18 protein-coding genes are annotated in these 18,967 nt (G+C 68.4%); 2 read left to right on the forward strand and 16 right to left on the reverse strand.

The annotated features are described in order from the left end of the window. Positions 1-145: 145 nt before the first annotated feature. From ACI2K4_RS22255 to ACI2K4_RS22275, 5 genes are all read right to left on the reverse strand, one after another. Complete coding sequence (locus tag ACI2K4_RS22255; RefSeq protein ID WP_404513780.1) at positions 146-1,273, reverse strand: DUF932 domain-containing protein; 1,128 nt, start codon at positions 1,271-1,273, stop codon at positions 146-148. A 410-nt stretch (positions 1,274-1,683) separates the two neighbouring features. Further along, complete coding sequence (locus ACI2K4_RS22260; RefSeq protein WP_404513782.1) at positions 1,684-2,088, reverse strand: hypothetical protein; 405 nt, start codon at positions 2,086-2,088, stop codon at positions 1,684-1,686. Then, a complete protein-coding gene (locus ACI2K4_RS22265; RefSeq protein ID WP_404513784.1) occupies positions 2,073-3,266 on the reverse strand; it encodes a hypothetical protein in 1,194 nt (397 codons plus the stop codon). The genes ACI2K4_RS22260 and ACI2K4_RS22265 overlap by 16 nt, the downstream gene beginning before the upstream one ends. Then, positions 3,224-4,162, reverse strand: a complete 939-nt coding sequence (locus ACI2K4_RS22270) for a DUF4192 domain-containing protein (RefSeq protein WP_404513786.1) — start codon at positions 4,160-4,162, stop codon at positions 3,224-3,226. Before ACI2K4_RS22270 ends, ACI2K4_RS22265 begins: the two co-directional genes overlap by 43 nt. A gap of 206 nt (positions 4,163-4,368) precedes the next feature. Next, the gene (locus tag ACI2K4_RS22275) at positions 4,369-4,896 is read right to left on the reverse strand and encodes a hypothetical protein (RefSeq protein ID WP_404513788.1); all 528 of its coding nucleotides are present in this window, start codon (positions 4,894-4,896) and stop codon (positions 4,369-4,371) included. Positions 4,897-5,919: 1,023 nt separating this feature from the next. Here ACI2K4_RS22275 and ACI2K4_RS22280 point away from each other — a divergent pair. Further along, positions 5,920-6,117: a DUF397 domain-containing protein gene (locus tag ACI2K4_RS22280; RefSeq protein ID WP_404513790.1), complete on the forward strand. Its 198-nt coding sequence runs from the start codon at positions 5,920-5,922 to the stop codon at positions 6,115-6,117. A 146-nt stretch (positions 6,118-6,263) separates the two neighbouring features. On the opposite strand, the gene ACI2K4_RS22285 is transcribed toward ACI2K4_RS22280, so the two are convergent. Further along, positions 6,264-7,091 (reverse strand): helix-turn-helix domain-containing protein, encoded by an 828-nt coding sequence (locus ACI2K4_RS22285; RefSeq protein ID WP_404514067.1) that lies wholly within the window; start codon positions 7,089-7,091, stop codon positions 6,264-6,266. 331 nt (positions 7,092-7,422) lie between these two features. Here ACI2K4_RS22285 and ACI2K4_RS22290 point away from each other — a divergent pair, with 331 nt between their 5' ends. Continuing rightward, complete coding sequence (locus tag ACI2K4_RS22290) at positions 7,423-8,088, forward strand: hypothetical protein (protein WP_404513792.1); 666 nt, start codon at positions 7,423-7,425, stop codon at positions 8,086-8,088. 713 nt (positions 8,089-8,801) lie between these two features. Here ACI2K4_RS22290 and ACI2K4_RS22295 read toward each other — a convergent pair. The 10 genes from ACI2K4_RS22295 to ACI2K4_RS22340 form a co-directional block, all read right to left on the reverse strand. Beyond that, the gene (locus ACI2K4_RS22295) at positions 8,802-9,563 is read right to left on the reverse strand and encodes a hypothetical protein (protein ID WP_404513794.1); all 762 of its coding nucleotides are present in this window, start codon (positions 9,561-9,563) and stop codon (positions 8,802-8,804) included. Positions 9,564-9,599: 36 nt separating this feature from the next. Further along, positions 9,600-10,613 (reverse strand): hypothetical protein, encoded by a 1,014-nt coding sequence (locus tag ACI2K4_RS22300; RefSeq protein ID WP_404513796.1) that lies wholly within the window; start codon positions 10,611-10,613, stop codon positions 9,600-9,602. A gap of 391 nt (positions 10,614-11,004) precedes the next feature. After that, a complete protein-coding gene (locus ACI2K4_RS22305) occupies positions 11,005-11,262 on the reverse strand; it encodes a hypothetical protein (protein WP_404513798.1) in 258 nt (85 codons plus the stop codon). 150 nt (positions 11,263-11,412) lie between these two features. After that, the gene (locus ACI2K4_RS22310; protein ID WP_404513800.1) at positions 11,413-13,542 is read right to left on the reverse strand and encodes a hypothetical protein; all 2,130 of its coding nucleotides are present in this window, start codon (positions 13,540-13,542) and stop codon (positions 11,413-11,415) included. 211 nt (positions 13,543-13,753) lie between these two features. Next, complete coding sequence (locus ACI2K4_RS22315; protein ID WP_404513802.1) at positions 13,754-13,987, reverse strand: hypothetical protein; 234 nt, start codon at positions 13,985-13,987, stop codon at positions 13,754-13,756. After that, the gene (locus tag ACI2K4_RS22320; RefSeq protein ID WP_404513804.1) at positions 13,984-14,451 is read right to left on the reverse strand and encodes a hypothetical protein; all 468 of its coding nucleotides are present in this window, start codon (positions 14,449-14,451) and stop codon (positions 13,984-13,986) included. The genes ACI2K4_RS22315 and ACI2K4_RS22320 overlap by 4 nt, the downstream gene beginning before the upstream one ends. Before the next feature lie 182 nt (positions 14,452-14,633). Beyond that, positions 14,634-15,539 (reverse strand): hypothetical protein, encoded by a 906-nt coding sequence (locus ACI2K4_RS22325; protein WP_404513806.1) that lies wholly within the window; start codon positions 15,537-15,539, stop codon positions 14,634-14,636. Beyond that, positions 15,536-16,642 carry a GGDEF domain-containing protein gene (locus ACI2K4_RS22330; RefSeq protein WP_404513808.1) on the reverse strand — a complete coding sequence of 369 codons (1,107 nt, stop codon included), beginning with the start codon at positions 16,640-16,642 and terminating at the stop codon, positions 15,536-15,538. Before ACI2K4_RS22330 ends, ACI2K4_RS22325 begins: the two co-directional genes overlap by 4 nt. A 238-nt stretch (positions 16,643-16,880) precedes the next feature. Further along, on the reverse strand, positions 16,881-17,396 hold the full coding sequence (locus ACI2K4_RS22335) for a hypothetical protein (RefSeq protein ID WP_404513810.1): 516 nt from the start codon (positions 17,394-17,396) through the stop codon (positions 16,881-16,883). Positions 17,397-17,586: 190 nt separating this feature from the next. Next, positions 17,587-18,702, reverse strand: a complete 1,116-nt coding sequence (locus ACI2K4_RS22340; protein ID WP_404513812.1) for a DNA-processing protein DprA — start codon at positions 18,700-18,702, stop codon at positions 17,587-17,589. Positions 18,703-18,967: the final 265 nt, after the last annotated feature.

Here is an 18,967-nt window from a genome sequence, read left to right on the forward strand (position 1 = left end):
CAGCCAGGAACGGTTGGGACGGGGTGGGCCTAGCGGGGCCAGCCGCGGTCGGCCAGGATCGAGGGCCAGCAACCGCACCCCGGCATCCCGCCGTAGACGAGCGGCAGATCCAGGACTTCGCCGCGACCGAACAGGTCAGCCGCCGTCAGGCGGCGGCGAGGTGCAGCGCCTGGATCGCGGTGGACTCCAGTTCGTGCGCGGCGTCGGCGTCGGTCAGGGTCTGCGCCACCGACGTGACGGCGTGCATCACCCCGCCGGCGGACAGGTCCGCGCCGGCGATGAAGTGCGCGAGAATGCTCTGCTGCTGCTCGTCGGTGTACCGCAACTGCTGCCCGACCACCTTCAGCGTCGTGTTCGGGTCGGTGATCGGAGTGCCCGCTGCGGCTTCCAACTCCCGCAACGCCTGCGCGATGTAATCCGCGTCGAGAAACGCGGTCACCGCGTCCGTGGTCCGCGACGTGATCAGTTCCAGGGTCTTGCGAGTCGTCGCCTCCGACGCGGCGACCACCCCATCGTCAGCCGTCATCCGCGACCCGATGTGCGCCCGCCGCAGGGCATCGCGGCGCAGCGTCATGCCGTTGCGGCAGACCTCGAACCGCACCCACGGCGAGATGGAAAACGCCCCGCAACCGGTCTCGGAGTTGCGGATCAGGAACCCGGCCGACACGATCGGCAGGTCCGCTCCGGCCCTACCGTCGAACGGCGACCGGTAGCGGGCCAACAGCCGGGGCGCGGCCACCTGCACCTGCGGTGAGTAGACCCGCAGATACATGCGCCGGTCGGTCAGGTCGCAGCCGGCGAACCGCACGTGGACACCGGCTTGGCGGATCCCGTCGAGGGCGGCGAAGAGGACGTCGAGGTTGTCGATCCGGGCGTACCGGTCCGACAGCACCGCCCTGGCGACCCCACCGCCGGTGTTACCGCGTAGGCAGCGGACCAGGAAGGTGCGGTGGTCGCGTTCCAGCCACCCGTTGACGTTGTCGTCCCACAGGTCCGGGTGCTCGGAGGCCAACCGCCGCAGGTAGGCGACGGGGATGCCGAGCTTGTCGGCCAGGCCGGTGTTCGCCACGTCGTTCGGGGCGTACGTACCGGCAGTCATCGTCACCCCGTCGGGACCGAGCTGGGGCTCGGTACCGTCCAGGACCAGGTTCCCGCCGACCGCGCGCATCCGCCCGGCCCCGGCCTTCACATCCACCACGCGGGTGGACTGGTCGGCGAGCATCCGGCGGAGCTGGTCGAGTTCCAGGTTCCGGTTGGCCGGCACAGTGATCATCGGAGACACAGAAGGCACTCCTTACAACGATGAGGGAAAAGAGAGACCGCCCGACCTCCCGGCGGAACGTGGCCTGGTCGAGAGGCCACGGCGCGCGTCGGATCGGGCGGTGGTGTGCCCGGCCTCCCCGGTGGGGGGCTGGGGCACGAGGACAGCTACCCGCCGGTCGCGCCGACGACGTCACAGCCCCGACGAGCCGGAAACAGGCGGGAGACGATCACGGCCGGCAGGCCGGGGTCTCCCGCCCCGGCGTGGGCGGGGCTTGACGGCGGCCAGCGACGGCGGGAGCGTCAGTCCTCGCACCCAGCACCCCGGGGACGGCCGGAACCCGGCAAGCCCCGCGCGGGAGCAGGGTGATGCGTCGTTCGCGTCAGCCGTAGCACCGTCGGGTAAGGACCGGGCGGCGGTCGTCAGAGCGGGATGACGCTCGGTTCGCCGCCGACGTGGTCGAGCACCTGCTGGAGGGCGTCGGCGCGGGTGAAGTCCCCGTGCCAGCTGGCAGTGTGGCGCTCTTGACGGATGACATGTACAACCCAGCCGCCCGGTTCGGGGTTGATGATGTGAACGCAGTCGGCGTACTGGCCCTCGCCGCCGATGACCACCACCGGTCCCTGCTGCACGCGGGACAACGTCTCGGCAACCAGGTGGGTGAGGTCGCGTCTGGCGTCGGCCTCGGTCACGGCGTCGCAGGTGTACGGGTTGAACCCGGTGTGGTCATCGAGCTGGAGGTCGACGTGCCACGCAGCGGCACGGGTGGCGGCGCGGTAGAGGGTGATCGGTAGGCGGATCACGGATTCCTTCAGGACACCAGGCACGCGACTTCGCCTTCCGGCACGAGGGTGGTGCGGCGTGCGGTCTGGTGCCGCCAGGCGTGGACCTGGGCTTGGAAGCGGGTGAAGCCGAAACCGATCAGCTCCCGCTCGTCGGCGAGGAACACGGCGTATACCGGTTCATAGGCCCGCCATCCGCGGTAGCCGGGCACAATCTGGTAGCGGTCGTCATGACGCCAGCCACGCCGGAACTCCGCCATCAGCCGGGCGGCAAACGCCGGCACCAAACGGGTGTAGTCCCACATCACGTGGAGTCCGTTGTGCTCGGGCCGGTAGCCCAACCCGGTCACGGTGTCCCACCACAACCGCCGCACAGTGGCGGCGTCGAGCGCGGACCACACCTCCTGCGCCCGCTCACCCAACATGGTGAAGACGTCAGCGGAAACCCACTGCTCCCACGAGGCGTCGATGTCCTCGTCCTCCAGCGCCGCGTGGTCGTCTTCGTCGAACAGCGGATACGACTCCTTCAACCGGCACAGCACGTCGACGACCTCGGGCGGAAGGTCGGCGACGAACGCCCCGAGCGCCGTCACGTTGCTGAACACCAGGTCCGTCCACACCCCGGGGTGTGCGCGGTGTAGCGACCGGTAGTTGCTGCGGTGCACGGTGGTCGACTGCCCGGCCCGGCAGTCACCCCGGGCCACCTTCTCCAACGACACGAACATGGCCTGCTCGTCGTCATACCGCTGGTCCGACAGGTCATGGCTGAGGAGGTAACCGGGGTCATCGGCCGCAAGCCGGTGGGCGTACCCGATCCGGAACCCCGCCGACCGCAGCCGGTCGACCACATCACCGCCCGCGCACCGTAACTGCTCGGTCAGCCACCGGTTCGCGTCAGGAACGACAGCCACGTACGCCGCACCGATCCCAGCTGCCGCTTCGAAGGGAGAGAAGTCGCTACGGCTCGCAGAAACGATGATCAATTCGGGGGTGGTGGGCATCGACGCGAGTTTCGGTGTGCTGAGCAGATCGGCGCCGAGCAGGACCAGTTTCGCGCCCGTCCAGTGCGCTTTCGCGCTGGTGACGGTGGTGTGGTCGGTGAGGTGGACGCCCACCCGATCGGCGTAGGCATGCAGGTGCTCGCGGATGTTGGGGTCGCCGGTGACGACCAGCACGGTGCTCATTCCTGCTCCCCGCCGGTTGGGGTCGTGGCGGGTGGCCACGCGCCGACGGTGAAGCCGGGGATGTGCGCATCGAGCGCCGCGGCGATAAGCAAAGTCAGCCGGTCTACGGGGTTGACCATCAGAACACGGCGAACCGCGGCGTGAGCGATCGCCTCCTCGCCCCGCATCCACGCACACCACGCGGCCAAGCTCCCCGGCCCGGTGACGTAGGCGTCGGGCATCCGGCGGGTCATATCGAGCCACAGATCGCGCTGCCACATCCGCCCCGACGTCGCCTTCCACGCCCGTGCGCGTAGCCGCTTGTCGCGCAGCAACACACCCAGCTCGGCGACCTGCGCGGCGGTGAGCCGAACCCCGTCCCCGGCCAAGTCCATGTAAAAGGCCAGCTTCGCCGGCTCCGGGTAGCCCCCGCTGCGGATGGCGGCGATCTCCCCACCGACCGCGGCTTGTTCCACCGGATCGGGTTTGGCGAGCGCGAGCAGGTCGGACCGGCCAGGTAGGGCGACGATGCCGTGGAACGCGGCCCGCGCGGCGGTCGCCGTGGCCGTCGGGTCGAACACCACCCCACCAGAGGCGCCACAGGGGCACCCGAGGCAGTAGTAGTGCCCGGCGGTGACCAGGAACGCCTCCGCCACGGGCACGTGACGTGTCAGGTCAGCGGCGATGGCCGCGACCGCGTCGGACGTGCTCAGCGGACCGTAACCGACGACAATGAGGGACTGGGAATGCTCCCGGGCGGCGACGGCACGGATCGTGTCGGTGACGTGGGTGGCAGGCGTGGTGAGGTCGTGACGGGCGGCGACCCGGATCTCGTGGTCGGCCTGGACGAACAGCACCACCAGGCTGTCCGCCGGGTGATAGCCGAGCAGGTACGGCACCAACCCGAGTAAATCCTCGGGGGTCCGCATCTGGAAGGGGAATCGGTTCTTGGGCATGGTGAGGAACTCCGTCCGGTCACAGGAGGGAAGGAAGAAGCGACGAGAAGCCGCGAGCGACCGCGCAGGGCTCTGCCCAGGTCGGCGGCTGTCGCGGCGAGGATGTCGTGGCGAACCCGGCGAAGTCATTGCCCGCACTGGCGCGTCGACGCCGCACTGAACGCCGACTTGCCAGTGGCGAGGCGGCCCGCGCTAGAGGAAGGCGCTCACCGGTGCCTGGGGTTTCGGCGGTTTCCGTCGGGGAGCGGGGGGCAGCGGTCGCGGGCCCCGGCCGTCAGGAACACATCGGCGTCGTTGATGACCCACGGGGCATCGGAAAACCGGGGCAGCCGGCCGATGGCTTGACGACGAAGCGCGTCGCAGAACTGGTACGCCTCACTGCCGCGCCAACCGGGGTGCTCACGCGACTGGGATTCGTAGCAGGACAGCGCCTTGAGGACCACGACCGGGTCCGGAGTTCCCGGAAGCCAGGTGAACAGGTACGGCTCCTCGATCTCGTCCTCGGCGTACCGGTGGTTCACGCTGGCCCGGTTCTCCGCCAACAACATCGCCCCGACCCGACCCGCGGTCTGCAAGCTCAGGGAGCGGAGGCGCTGCGAGGACTCCACCTGCAACTCAGAGGAAGTCCAGCTCCCCGGATCCGATGCCGCGGTCGGGCTCGGCCAGTACCAGGACAGCGGGTACCCGGTTTCGGCGAAACGAAGGCCGGCGGTGAGCAGAGCATCGATGTGCACGTTGGGAACCTCGAACGCACTCACCGGGCACCGACCAGCGGAAACGGGGAAGTAGTAGATCGCATGGAACACCTCTTCGGGAGTCGCACGATCGCGGCCCCGACGACGGTGAAGCCCGCCGGGGCCGCGCTGACTCCCGCCGCGTACCGGCCCGGGTACCCGCAGGCAGGCAAGGGCCTCGGCCGGCACCGGTCACCCGCGCCAACGCCCCACCAGCGACAGGTATGTCGGTGACCGGTGCGGACGGAAGCGCCCTTGCCGGGCAAGGGCCGGGACGGTAGAACGCGCGGGAAGGACAGCGCGGCACCGCGCCGCCACGACCGCTCCGCGATCTGGACGGACAAAGCATGGCAACGTGTGTGGGCGACGCAGCACGACCCCGCGCTACCAGGAATGAAAGGCCGATGTCTGTTGTGGAGTTGGTGGGGCTGCCGTGGTGATCAATAGCCTTACCGACAGGCAAACTTGCGGGGGCCCAATGCGTCTGGAAGTGGTAGGCACCCCAACTTCCGGTCGCGCCATGACCAAGGCGTAGCGGGCGTCGACCCTCGCGACAGGTCACCTAAGCGATCCACAATCGGTACGGTCGAACCGAACCACGTCGTGCGTCAGGGGCGGTTCTTCGAAACTTCGTTCTGCAACTTGCAAATGGAAGTTCCACGGTTCTTGTGGGTCGGCCGGCGGGAGGTTCGACGTGTTTCGGGGCGTCAAGCTAAATCGTTGAAGGTGACAATGATTCACCTAATTGCCCGCAGGCTACCTCGTGGCGTCTGACTGGTTCGTTGGGCCGTGCCGAAACCACATCAATCAGGTGTAGTCCGGCATCTCTTGCGTGTGGCGCATCGAGAGATCACTATAGAGTGTACGTAACTGGCCGTAGGTGGTTGCTGTCGGAGCGTACGATGGCGCCTGGTAGAAATCCCACCTACCGCCCACAGACTGTACGTAGCAGATCTACAGAATGATCCACATGATAGGTCCACAAAGGTGTCAGCTGAACATGACCGTCTTGGAGGCTTGAACGTGGCAACTTCTGGCTGGCAGAGGAGCACGAAAAGTGGGGCGGGCGACAACAACTGCGTCGAGGTGGCATATGGCGACGAGGGTGTTCTCGTGCGGGATTCGAAGGACCGGTCCGGTCCGGTTCTTATCGTTGGCAGAGCCTCGTGGGAGTCCATGGTGCGTGAACTGAAGAGCGGTGGAATCGACGGCGTGGTGTAGTTCCATCGCCGATGTGGAGGCGTATCGGGCGAGCCCGCCCGCCGCGGCTGAGGGGTGTGCGCGCTTCGGTTGAAGGGCGTTAATCCACGGGCGGGGTACGCATAGAGACGTCCTGGATGGCGGCGAGAGATGTAGGCGGTTTCCACCTACATCTCCGCGCGCACCTCCTCGATGAGTTGGGCGGTCTCGGTCTCGTTCAACGCGAAGTCCTCCAGTTGCAGGAACTGGTCCTTGTAGAAGGAGACGTCGCTCGCGTCGTCGCGCGTTGCGATGCTGTGGGTGCCGTTTTCGAGGAAGAGCAGGTCGTCATCGGCCGGGTCGGGGAATTCCAAGATGACGAACGGCCCCTTGAGTCCCAAGTGGATGCCGTGTTGGAACCGCATCACCCGTAGGTGCACGTGCTCCCTGCTTCCGATGTCGCCGAGGTGTTTCAGCTGGTGTTGCATGATCTTCGAGTCCGCGGGGCTCGTTCCCACCCCGCGCCGGATCACCGCCTCGTCGAGGATGAAGAACAGGGCGGGCGGGTCGACGCGGTCGAGGATCTCCTGCCGCTTCATCCGGACATCGACCTGCCGGTCGATGGTCTGCGGCGAGGTCTGCGGCGTGCTGAACCCCTCGATGACCGCCCGCGCGTACTCCTCGGTCTGGAGCAATCCCGGCAGGATCAGCGTTTCGGCTTGCCGGAGAGTGGACGCAGATCCCTCGAACCCCAGATAGATGAGGAAGTCCTGGTTCAGCACATCTCGGTAGGTATGCCAGTGTTGCTTCCGGCTCTGCTCGGCCATCTCGGTGAAGGTGGCCACCCGCTCGGGGTCGCTCACCCCGTACAGCTCCAGCAGCGCCTTCAGGTCGGTGCGCGAGATGCCCACCTGGCCGGTCTCGATCCGGAGGATCTTCGAGGAGGCCCACCCGAGTTCCCCGGCGGCTTCTTTCTGAGTCAGCCTCCTCGCGTCCCGTGCCCGTCGGAGCTCCACCCGCAACCGTCGACGTTGGACAGTCGGATCGACGTCATGCACCATACGACCGTTTTCCTCCCATATCCGCATGTGGACCGTGTCACGGCGACACTAGACGACTACCCATGGTGACCATGCGTCTGTCGGGTAGTTACCATCGGGTGTCGCTAATTTGGTGGTACCAAATTCCGTGTACGATCACACGCTAGTTGACACGCCCTGCAACATGCCAGCCGCACATTCGTTCAACTCGATTGACCTGGGAGTACACCGCCGCCGCCATGGCCGCAAAAGGCAAAGACGCCCCCGTGCGACGTCCCGTCGACCTTCCCGAACCGGAGTTCCAGCGGTGCACAACACCCCCCAGGCGGGCGGCAACCCGTCGCCCGATCGACCGCGCGTGCCACCCCAGAAACACGGCACCCCACGCGACCGCGAACCCGGCCCCGGCCCCGGCCGCGACGCACTACCAGCGGACAACCAAGTCGAGGTGCGCAAGGCGAAGCAGTCCAACGCCCCTTCGCCCCAACCCAGACGTTCGCTCAATACCCGAGGACAGACGCCGCCGTCCGCCGCCTCCGTCGGTCCCAACGAAGAGCAGACCATCGAGGTCCGGTCCGGCCCGCCGGAACGGGGCCGTCGCAGGCCGGACGGAAGCCCGCCACTGGCCCAACCCAGCCTTCCCGCGCAACGCCCGGCGATACTGTCGACCCTCCTCGACTTCCACGAGCGCCGCGCGAACGTGACCGGCAGCGTCGACGAGGAGATCCGCCTGCTCAGGGCCCACGAGAAAGCCTTTTGGAGGGTGTTTATCGCACCGGCGCTGATCCTGCTGCTCCTAGGCATCGTGATCGTCGCCAAGGCACCCGACCTGGGGCTGAGCCTAGGACGCTTCATGGTCGCGCTCGCGATAGCTTCGGCCATCGGTGCGACCCTGCACCTGCTACGAGGTTGGATCGCGGACCGGCGGTCAACTCGGAAGGGAGACGGCTCTCGTCGGTCTCGCCGCCGCTGACCACCACATCACCTTCATACGTCGCCGCGGCTACCGTTCAAGGCCGCGAGCGAGCGAGCAACCAACGGTTGACTCCACCAACCACCGGCGGCGGCTCCCACGCCCATCCCGATGACGACGACGAGTCCTTTGGTCGACGTACTCCGGCCGTCCAGCAACAGCCACACCGCCGCCGCCGTGACGATCGCCGAGACCAGCGCGGAGAGCGACCCCACCACGATGGCAGCGGTGAGAGCCCGTATCCGGCGCCTAGCAGAGGCGGAAGTGGGCGCCGCAGGCCGGTGCTCCTCCGCGGAACTGCTGTCACGGGGCGCGGCGCCATCACTCATCGCCGCAAGCCCGCGCCGGACCAGTCCGCTCAGGGAACCCGCTCTTGCTGCCGTCACACCATCACACCCCTCCCTGCGACTCCAGCACGCGAAGAACGCAAACACAATGGAACGTGCCCAGCGATGTCACGCTGGGTGCCGTACACCAACCGTTCAGGGAACACCCCGTCCCCCTGACGACCCACCCCACCAGCTAGACCATGGTCAGTCAACCAGCAGCGCCGCTACGGATCGTATTCACTCAAATTCCTTGCGTGAATTCCGCGGTTCATCAGGAACAAAGATCAACGAGGCGCATAATCCGAAATCGCCTCAGGGCCTACCCGTCAGCACATGACACCAGGGAAGGGGTCGAGCGGATCGCCTCTGCGGGCGTCGGGCACCTCAGGGCCGCGCCGCTGGCAGGGACCGAAGAAGACCCTGGCGCCAGCGCATGGCCCACCGGCGGCAGTTTCCGCAGTGCCCACGGTGGGAGCAGTCGGGCAGCGGCGGGCTGTACCTCGCGGCGAGTGACCACGCCATAGAGTCACTGGAGTCAATACGGCTGGCGAAGCGACGTAGTCCGAGCGTCTTGACCCCGTAGGTGTGCAGGCGTCGTACGCCGAGGTCCCGGAGGGTGTCGATGACTTGTTCGGCTTCGGTGGTGCCTTGACGTCGGCACACCGAGCCCACCCCGACCAGGGGTTCCCTGGTCAGGTCCACGCCGTGACGGGAGTACAACGCCACACATCGGGCGTAGTCGCGCGGTAGCCACCCCTGGACCACGGGTATCACGGGCGAACCCGGGTCGACGCTCTTCAGTTCGAGGTAGTTCCCGACGGTCAGGTCGATGTGCCGTTCGACGGTCAGACCGGTCCGGTGGAGCATGTCGGGCTCGCACATGTGATCTTGGGGTGATGCCCAGGCGAGGTGGCCGATCTCGTCGGCGTAGCGGCGTATCCGGGCGGCGTACTGGCGTGGGGTGGGTCCGTCCTGCCAGCCACCGCGGCGCCACAGTTGGCTGTAGGCCCCGGAGTCCAGGGCCCAGGTGGTGCTGGCGCGAGGCAGGGCACGGTAGCGGCGCAGCGTCGTGTCGGACACGAACAGTGCGACGGTGCTGCCCCGCAACCAGGCGGGTCGATGCGTGCCCAGGTAGAAGGTGCGCACCGGTTCTACCCGGTGCCTGGTCCGCACATCGGGGCGTCACCGCCGTCGGCGGTGAGGTCGTGCTACACCCGCTCGGTCGGGCACGTCCTGATCGTCGCGGCTGAAGCCGGACGGCGCGGCCTGATCGCCTGTCGAAATTGGGCCGGCGACTGGGGTGGTGTGCTGGTCGAGCCACGCCTGTGCCTGCTCTTCGGTGGCGAAGTAGGCGCCGTCGCCGTCCTCACCGTCAAGGCCTGCGATGGGTGCGACCCGGCCGCGTTGCGTGTCGTAGACGCACCAGCGCTTCTCGGCGGTGCCGCGCAGTTCGCGCTTCGACGGTCGGGCGGTGATGAGGCGGGGCGGTCGAACCGTCTCGGTAGGCGGTCCGTCGGGCAGCCGGGTCCACGTGAACGCGACCAGGTCGGATCCGGCTTCCTCCAGCACGTCGATGGCGTTGCTGGTGATGCGGCACTCGCTGGCCTTCGGAAAGTCCATCCCGCCGTTGTCGATCGTCGATCCGTCGGCTTTGGTGCCGGTGTAGCGCAGCCGGGTCTTGCCTCCGGTGACGGTGCGGAGTCCGGATACCTGGGGGTGGATCCGGTGGATGCACATCCAGCGGCTGCCGGTTACGGCGGCGCGTTTGAAGTCCGCGAGCGTGTTCATGCTCGCTCTGGATGGGGGTAGGCAGGTGTCGCACAGTTCCAGGCGGTCGACTCGCCGTTCGTTGGCGAGCCAGGCTGTCATTACCTCGCGGCCGGCGGCGTTGCGGATGTGTTGGTGGTTGACGCCCTTGGCGTGCGGGCAGTCCCGCTTGCTGTGGACGGTGTACGTGGGTGGGCGGCTCTGGTGGTTGTGGGTCTTGAACAGGTGCCGGTGTGGCATCGTGTCGGGAGCGCTGTCTGGTTGCCGGTCCGGGCTGGTGGGGCCGCTGGTCTGGACTCCGTACCAGGCGCTGGTGACGAGGCGCAGGCCCAGGTTCTTGGCCGCGGCCTCCGTGCCGTGGATGTTTTTGCGGTCGAACAGCCGGGTCCCGGTGGTGTCGTGGCCGATCCAGCGGCCGTTCTCGACCACCACGGCGCCCCGGGCGTTGTAGGTGTCGTCGGTGAGCACGAACATGGGATTCGGGTGCTGGTTCATGGATGTCCTTAGGTGGGATGGGCGGGAAGAGGGCGGCCCGTGCCGGGCTGCGCGGGCGCGCGCCGAGGGGTTAGGGGTTCGAGCCGGCCCGTCTGCCCGAGCGCGTTCAGGGCGGCACGGGCGAGGTCCTGCGGGGTGTTGCCCGGCCTGTCCGAGACGGCCGTCAGCGCCTCGGTGACGAGTACGAGGTCAGCAGCCGTGTACGGCTCCAGCAGGCCGGGGCCAGCATCGGGGTTCGCCGCCTCGCCGTGCGGGTGGTGACCGAGGTCGACGTCTTCCCATGTGATCGCGGCGGACCGGGGACGGCGGGGGTGCTGTCGGAGCGTTAGATCTGGTGGATCGTGTCGCCGCGGTTGCTGACCTCGACCGCGAGTTCGGTCGGTCCGCGGCCCTCGTTCTCGATGTGCACATACAGCTGAGGTCGGCTCATCGGATTGGTCCGGGTCGTGCGGAAGCGGACCAGGACCGAGATACCGGCGACTTCCAGGACGTACATGTCGCTGGCGTCGTCACTGCCCAGGTCGGCGCTGCGGTCGAACAGGCGCACGACGGCGTCGCCTACCGGGAAGATTTCATGGCTCATGGCTGCTGTCCCTCGTTCGGGGTCGGGTGTGGCTGGGGTCGGTCGAGCAGGTCACCGCGTCGGGGGCAGGAGCCTGGCCTGGCGCTGGCGGGGGTGCGTTTCACGCGGGGGTGCCGGCTTGTTCGGCCGTGGTTTGTGCCCGGCCGCCGGTTAGGTGGGCTGGACGGGGAGGTGCAGGCCGAGCCGCTGACGTTCGAGGGCCACGAGAGCGCGCGCCGGGGCCTGCCAGGTGTCGTCACCTGTCGGGGCGGGTGTCTGACCGTTGACCAGGGCGCGCAGGGCGGGGATCTGTTCGGCGTAGGGCCCGCCGAGCGCTTCCAGGTCGGTGCAGGCGCGCAGGGTCAGCTCGCGGATCCTGCGCGCCCACGGGCCTGGTTGGCCCCAGTTCTCCCGTCGACGCCCGTGGAGGGGGCCTTCGCAGAGGTTGTAGCCCAGCCAGACCACGGGTGGATGCACCCCGACGGCCTCGGCGAGCAGGGCGACCTTGTCGTAGTCCCAGGCCCGGCCGCCCGCGCCCATCTTCCGGCGGTAGCCGGCGGGCCTTGGGTTGGTCAAGGTGCGCCAGTATTCGGGGTGGACCGCGGTGGAGGCCACCAGGTCCTCCTCGCTGGCGTACCCGCCGGCGGTCAGGGCGTGCGGCAGCCGATCGGTGAGCAGGTGCGCCAGCTCCCGCCGGCTGACCGGCACAGCCGGGTCATCCGCACCAGACAGGCGCACCCCGGCGGCCGGTGCACGGCCTGGCTGGTTTACGGGATCGGGCAGGGTGCCGCCGTCCAGGTATCCGAGAAGCAGTCCGCCGAAGTCGCTGAGGATTCCTTCGAATCCCCGTGTTCGGTCGCCGTAGTCGGGAATGGGAGTCCACCGGCCACCGCCCCGATGCCCGATCCGGTGCGCCGCCTCGTGCAGCAGCGTGCGGAGCAGCGCGTGTCGGTTGGACAGCGTGTCGCGGTGGACGGCCGTGTCACCGTTACGGGGGTGGTAGAACCCGGCCGAGCAGGGTGACTCCTCGCTGTCGGAGTACACCCGGACCCGGTCCAGTGCGTAGGACCCGATGGTGCGGCGAACGAGCTGGCAGGCGTCTCGCAACGCCGTCCGCTCCGCCACGGTGAGGGCATGCTGGGGTACCCAGGTGGTCTTGTCGCGGTTGCGCTCGTAGTGGCGTCGCTGCGACGCTCGGGCGATCTCGACGCCGAGCAGGTCCATCAGCGCGTGCTGATGGTTGGCCGGCAGCTCGCGGGCGGTGACCTCGGTGTACCCCTTGTCGCGCAGGTCGAGGGCGGCTTCGGCGTTGGCGCCCGGGGCGGTGTAGAACGTCTGGGCGGGCAGGTGAGAGCGCCCCCACGCCCGCCACGCCGCCCGTGCGCGGGGGTGGGTCACCCCGGCGAAGAACTGTTCCGGCTCACGCAGGCTTCCGCCGCCGAGGACGTGGGTGGCGAAGCGGTCGATGACGGCCGGGTCCTCGGTGGCGGTGAGGATGCCGCGGACAGCGTCGCGTAGCGCACCAGCCTCGATGACAGTGCGGTCCCGGTTCTGCAGGGTCTTGTTGTCCAGCGGCAGATCGTAGGAGGCGCGGAATCCCGGAACGGTGGTGACGAGCACACCGCCGATCCAGACCCGTCCGGGATCCCCGGTCAACACACACGCCCCCGGGAGCCCTGGCGCCCTGTAGCCGGGTTCGATCAGCGCCCGGAACCGTCCGATGGCCTCCTCGGCGATTGCCTGAGGGCATTCGACGGTGATCACGGTTCCTCGAGCACGGTCGGTCTGGGCCAGGTGATACACGAGGACCTCCGCGCCCTGCGCGGAACGCGACGGGATCAGGCCGCCGAGCAGCCGACGCCGCTCGACCGTCGGGACGAAGCTGTAGCCGACCGTCTCGCAGCGGACCGCCCCGATGTCCGTGCTCCGGGCAAGGACCAGGCAGGCGAGCTTCTTCCCCTCCCCGAACTGGCCGATTTGCTGATCATTCTTCGTCGAGTAGCCGAGGATGAGTCCCTCCTCGGGAATACCGGGGCCGTTGTCGGCAATCGTCAGGACCCCGTCGGCCCACCCCACTTGCGCGTCGCGGTCTTCATCCAGTGCGTTCGCGATGAGTTCGCACAGCGCGCGCACTGGGGTCCAGGGCCGTACGTAGTCGGGAGAAATGGGATAGGCGAGTGTGTCGAAAGTCGGAGCTATGCGGTCTTGGGTATCCACTGTGGTCTTTCTTTGCTCGCGTTGCCGGCCGTTGCGTGCGCTGCCGTCGGGATGGGGACGAGCACGACAGGCCCGGCCGGGCACCGCCGGGGTCAAGCCGGACCGGCAGGCCCACGCCGAGGATCTGTGGCCGAGCGAAGCGCCCGGTGCAGCGCAGCAAGCCGGGCGGCCACGGATCCGAACGTGGGGCGTCGGCGGGCGGCTTGACGACGGCACGACCGGCCGGGACCGTGCCGAGTCCCCAACCCAGGCACGCCGTATACGCCGGCCCGGACCGCCCAACCGCGGCTCAGAGCTACTCGCCCATATATTCCCGGAAGTTGACCTTGACTCTGCTAATCCGCTTGCCCAGCACTGTCACGACGTGATTTCCCTCGGGGTCGGAGAAGTGATAGCCGGGCACGCGCGGATCGAAGTTGTACGCGTACCGAACGCCGCCGATGAGCACCACCCCGGACCGAACCGCCTTCGCGGTCACGCGGTCCGACATGCGCTCGAGACCGTGATAAGCGGTGCGCTGAATGTTCACAGCACCGTCACCCGTTGCTGGTCATCGTTGTCGGTGGCGGTCTGGTCCGTCACGGTTCCGACCAGGGTCTGCCCGGTGACGGCGAGTAGCTCGAACCCGAGGTGTTCGCTTTGGTATCCGTCGTCGAAGGTGAGCCGCCACCAGCCGGCTTTGCCGGCGTGGCGGGTGGCGAGAGTGCGGGTGAGGCCGGCGTATGGCCCCCGCTCGCAGAAGAACGTGTGGACGATTCCCCCGTGGTCGACGGTGCCGAGGACGACCGCCCCCGGGTCGGCCTGGTCCACGCGGATGGGCGTGAACGCGGGAACGTCGCGTTCCTCCGCCGTGGCGGGAATGCCGCCCACCTCCTCTTCGAGGCCGGGGCACTGATCGCGCCACGTTCCGGCGATCCGGTGCTTCGCGTGCGCCTGGGTGTTAATGCACACGGCCTGCGGGAACTCGGTGTCGCCGATGTCGTCGTCGTACATGGTTCGCAACTCCTCAAACGTTCGGGTAGCTCCGGTGTCAACAGCGTCATGAGCTACTAGAGCTAGGAGCCGTTCAGCGAGAGCGGCACCGCAGGGTTGCCGTGCGCCGCCAACGCGGAAAGCAAACAGCGCCGGCCTGCCTTCGCGGCCGGCCGCCGGTGATCTCGGCAGGTTCGGTGTTTTCAGCGCCGACCAACAACGGGCGCCGGACCCAACGCGGCAAGGGCGGACTGGATCTGCCGGCCCGGCCGGTGACGCTTGGGGTAACGGTGAGCGGACAGGTCGATACGAGTACGCCGCCGCTGCGCAGGTGAGCCCAGCCGCATCAGGTACCGGTGGTTACCCGGGTGCCGGACGGTCGTGGCCCCGATGACGGCGAGCGCTTCGGTGAGCCACCGGCCCGGCGGCTGGTCCTCGGCCGGAGGTGGTGCGCCGAGCGCTACCAGGCGGGCGACGACACCGCGCGCACCACGCTCATTCCCAACAAGCTTGGCGACCGCCCGTGCGTTGAGCACGGTGGCGTTCGGGAGCATGATCAGCGACCGGGGCGTGGCGAGTCCGGTGTAGATCGCCGAACATGCCTGGTAGATCGTGCCGGCGTGCCCTGGGCTGATGGTCACGGGACCGTCGGGCGTATGCTGGACCCGAGGGATGGGGTCAGCGAACGCGACGACGCCGCGTACTCCGCGTTCGGCCGCCATTCGTAGAGCGGCTGTGGTGAACCACGATTCGCCGTTCGCTGGCACATCGCCCAGGACGAGCCGCGCAAGATCCAATGACTCGGTGTAGGGCTCAAGATCTGGGAACGGGCGGGTCAGGACGTGCTGGTGCACGGGAACGCCGAGGACCAGCACTCCGCATAGGCTGCCGTCGTGGCGGTCGATCATGCCAAACCGCATCCGCGCCGATGGCCAACTGTGGGCGTAATGATGCCGAAGGACGTAGCGTTTCGCCTCGGCTTCGGGCAAGTCGACGGTTTGGTAGCGGCGGGCGTTGAAGCCACCGTGTCGGCGGTGAACCCAGCTGTGGCGGCCCTGGTTCCACCGCTGGCACCACGCTGACAGGTGCGGCAACGTGGTGTCGCTCATCGCGGGCGCCGAGGGGTGAACGTGTGGGCGCGGTAGGTGTCGTAGACCCGGCAGACGGTCTCCGCGATCTCCTTGAGCACGAGGTCCGCCGTCCGCGGGCGCTGGCCGTGGAACATGCGTGGGTGGATCTGCGGGGCGGCGACGGTGACCGCGTTGTCCAGGTGGACCAGCAGAAGGAAGCCACCATCACGGGCCTCGCCGACGGTGGTCGGGTGGACGCTGACGTCGGTAATCGGCTCCCGGTACCGCATCGCGCCGTGCGCGACGCATCGGACGAGCAGGTCGTGAACATCGGTACCGAAGTCACGACTGCCCGGGTCGAGTACCTCCAGAAGGCCGTTCAGTTCGGCGATGTTGTCCGGGTGCGCGAGGTCGCGGGAGACATCCCCGTCGACCAGGCGGTGGAACCTGGTGGTGTCGAAGACGGCGACGGGCGGAGCGGGCCGCTGGTCGCGCAGGCGGGCGCCGTGCCGGTCGGCAGCGGTGGGGTAGGTCATGCCGGGGTGGTAGATGGCGTGGGTCTGCCGGTGGTGGCGGGCGTGGTAGAGGGCGATGTCGGCGGCCCGGAACGGTTTACCCGGAACGGGTGTCGCGTTCGGTGGCGCCAGCCCGATCACGCAGGTCACCGGAATCGGACCGGGTGCCCCGTCGATGGTGATGGGTTCGGCGAGCGCTTGTTGGACCGCGGCGGCGGCGTCCAGGAGCTGCTGGTCGGTGATGGCGTGCGGGAGGAGCAGGACGAACTCGTCGCCGCCGAGACGCCCGGCGAGCCCGCGCTGCGTGGTGGCGACGGTGGCCAGGCGGGCGGCGACTGCGGACAGGAGGTCGTCGCCGGTGTCGTGGCCGAAGGTGTCGTTGACGTCCTTGAACAGGGCCAGGTCGAGAAGCAGGACACCAGGCGGGGTACCGGCGATGGCCAGGTCGCGGTGGGCGTCGTGTAGGCCCCGTCGTCCGGCGATTCCGGTGAGGTAGTCCCTGCCGGCGCTCTCGGCGATGGTCGCGATACGGCGGTGCAGATGCCGCAGTTTCAGGCCAACGGCGACGGCTTGGAGGACTTCGGCGGTGGCGATCGCCGCGATGACGGCGATGGTGGTAGCGGGCATGAGAGGTCTCCCAGAAACAAAAAAAAGCCCGCCATCAGGCGGGCTGAGAAACAGCGATCAAAACGCGGCGAACCGCGACGGATCTTCGTGCTGCCGAATCGGCTATGGCGCTACGACGGGCAGGCCAGTCACACGGCTTGCGAGTTGCGGACGGGACCATCGAGGCCCACCGGCCAGTGGTTCCCGTACTTCGTCTACGAGGTGGTGATGAGCGTCAGGGGCGCGACGCCGAGACCCGTCAGGCCGCTGACGCCTGACGTGACACGGCTGCGGCGGCAATGCTCGTGACCGTTATCCGCGACTCCTGGCGCAGCTTGCGGCGAAGCCATGCTTCCTGCTGGTCGATCGACGAACCCTCCAGGGCTTCGTAGTGCACGCTGCTGTCCGTCATCTCGATCGCCGGCAGTTGGGCGAGGGCCCACATGCGGGCGTAGAGGCCGGCCGCGCTGGTGTTCAGCGGTGCCCGCAGACTGGTTTCGGACAGGGCGATGCAGCACTCGGCGGCAGTACCTGGTCGGGTGTCTTCGCGACGTGCTACCCGGTCGAGCAGTTCCCGGCAATGCGACCGGTACACAGCCTCCGAACGGCTCATCAGGTCATGTGTGGGCGTGAGGAGCAAGAAGCTGTGCCAGATACGGTCGGCGGCGTAGCGGTGTCTGCGTCGTGCCGCTTCGATTTCCTCCTCCGCCCATTCCATCGCCTGGAACAGCGGAGTGAGCAGGTCTTGCAACTCGTTGATATCGGGCAGGGACACGGATTCCTCCTGTGAGGGCTGTGATTCGAGGGGTGTTGGCAAGGCAGGGGAGGTGGTGAGCCGTCCCGGTGCGCAGAGCGCTGTCACCGGGTGGCCCGCAAGCGGTTCTCGTCCGGGGAAGGACGGGCGAGGTAGGGAGACACCGTTGGCCTGCCACCTGCCGGAGGCGAGCGGGGGTACGTGCGGTGGGTCAGCCGGTGGTGATCTGGATGGCCTCGTACACCCCGCCGGGGCCCACGACCCCGGCGTCGAAGGTCGCGTACGCGTGCGGGTTCGCCGCGAAGATGACCTCGAACCCGCGGTCGGCGGCGTCCCGGTGTGATGCGGCCCGGACGAGGAACTCCGGTACCTGCCGCGTGTGCCAACGGCCGTCATCCCACGACGCGGTGCCAGTGACCTGGAACAACGACTGCTCCGACCCGTCGGGGACGACCGGCGGGTCGATAGCCGCGATGACATCGGCGGCGAGGATGACCAGCCGGGCGGTGCCCTCGGCGATCAACCGGTGACAGCCCGCCGACCAGGTAGAGGTGATCGGGCCCGGGACCGCGCAGACGACCCGACCGGTCTGCGCCGCGGCCTGGGCGGTCAGCAACGCCCGGCTGGTGACCATGGCCTCGACAACCACCGTGGCCTTGGTGAGCGAGCCGAGGAGCCGCTCCTGGACCGCCCACCGCGCCCGACTACGCGGGCATCCCGGCGGGAACGCGCTGACCAGGGCACCATGCTTCGCCACATCCGCCAGTAGCCCGTTCAACTCGGCGGGGTAGGGCTGGTCCAGGCCGTTGCCCGCGACCAGCAGCACGGGGCGTCCGGCAGCACGCGCGGCCAGCGCGGCGTGAGCATCGGTACCTGTCGCGGCGCCGGCTGCGACGGTCCAGCCGTAGGTCGCGAGGGCGTAGGCCATGTCAGTCACGGCCTGCTTGCCGTACGGCGTCCCGCCCGGTGTGCCGGTGACCGTGATCGCCTCGCGCAGCAGACCGGCGACATCGGCGTCACCGATCACCCACAGGCACGGCAGTACATCGCAGCCGGTGCCAGCCGGCCAGCCAGGATCACCGGGCACTAACTGCGTGACCCCGGCCTGTCGTGCCTGATCGAGCAGAAGCCCACCGAGCGCGAGGAGATCCGTCGGCGGGTCGATGCCAGCGTCGGAAGTCGTGGCCAACTCCTGCGGGAAGACCCACCCGTCTGTGGGCAGGCCGTGGGCTTCGGCGGTCCCGCGCAGGTCTTCGGGCAGGGCACCGCCCACATACAGCGACAGTGCCGCTCGGACACTCCGGAAAACATGGTCATCGGTGGACATCGCTCGGCTCCCAAACGTTCGGGGGGATCCCGACGACCGCCGCGGGGGCGTGCCGTCGGGATGGGGACGAGCACGACAGGCCCGGCCGGGCACCGCCGGGGTCAAGCCAGACCGGCAGCCACACGCCGAGGATCTGCGGCCGAGCGAAGCGCCCCGGCGCAGCGGAGCAAGCCGGGCGGCCACGGATCCGAACGTGGGGCGTCGGCGGGCGGCTTGACGACGGCACGACCGACCGGGACCGTGCCGAGTCCCCACCCCGGCACCC

The sequence above is a fragment of the Micromonospora sp. NPDC050397 genome, from assembly GCF_044901685.1.
Classification (GTDB): domain Bacteria; phylum Actinomycetota; class Actinomycetes; order Mycobacteriales; family Micromonosporaceae; genus Micromonospora_G.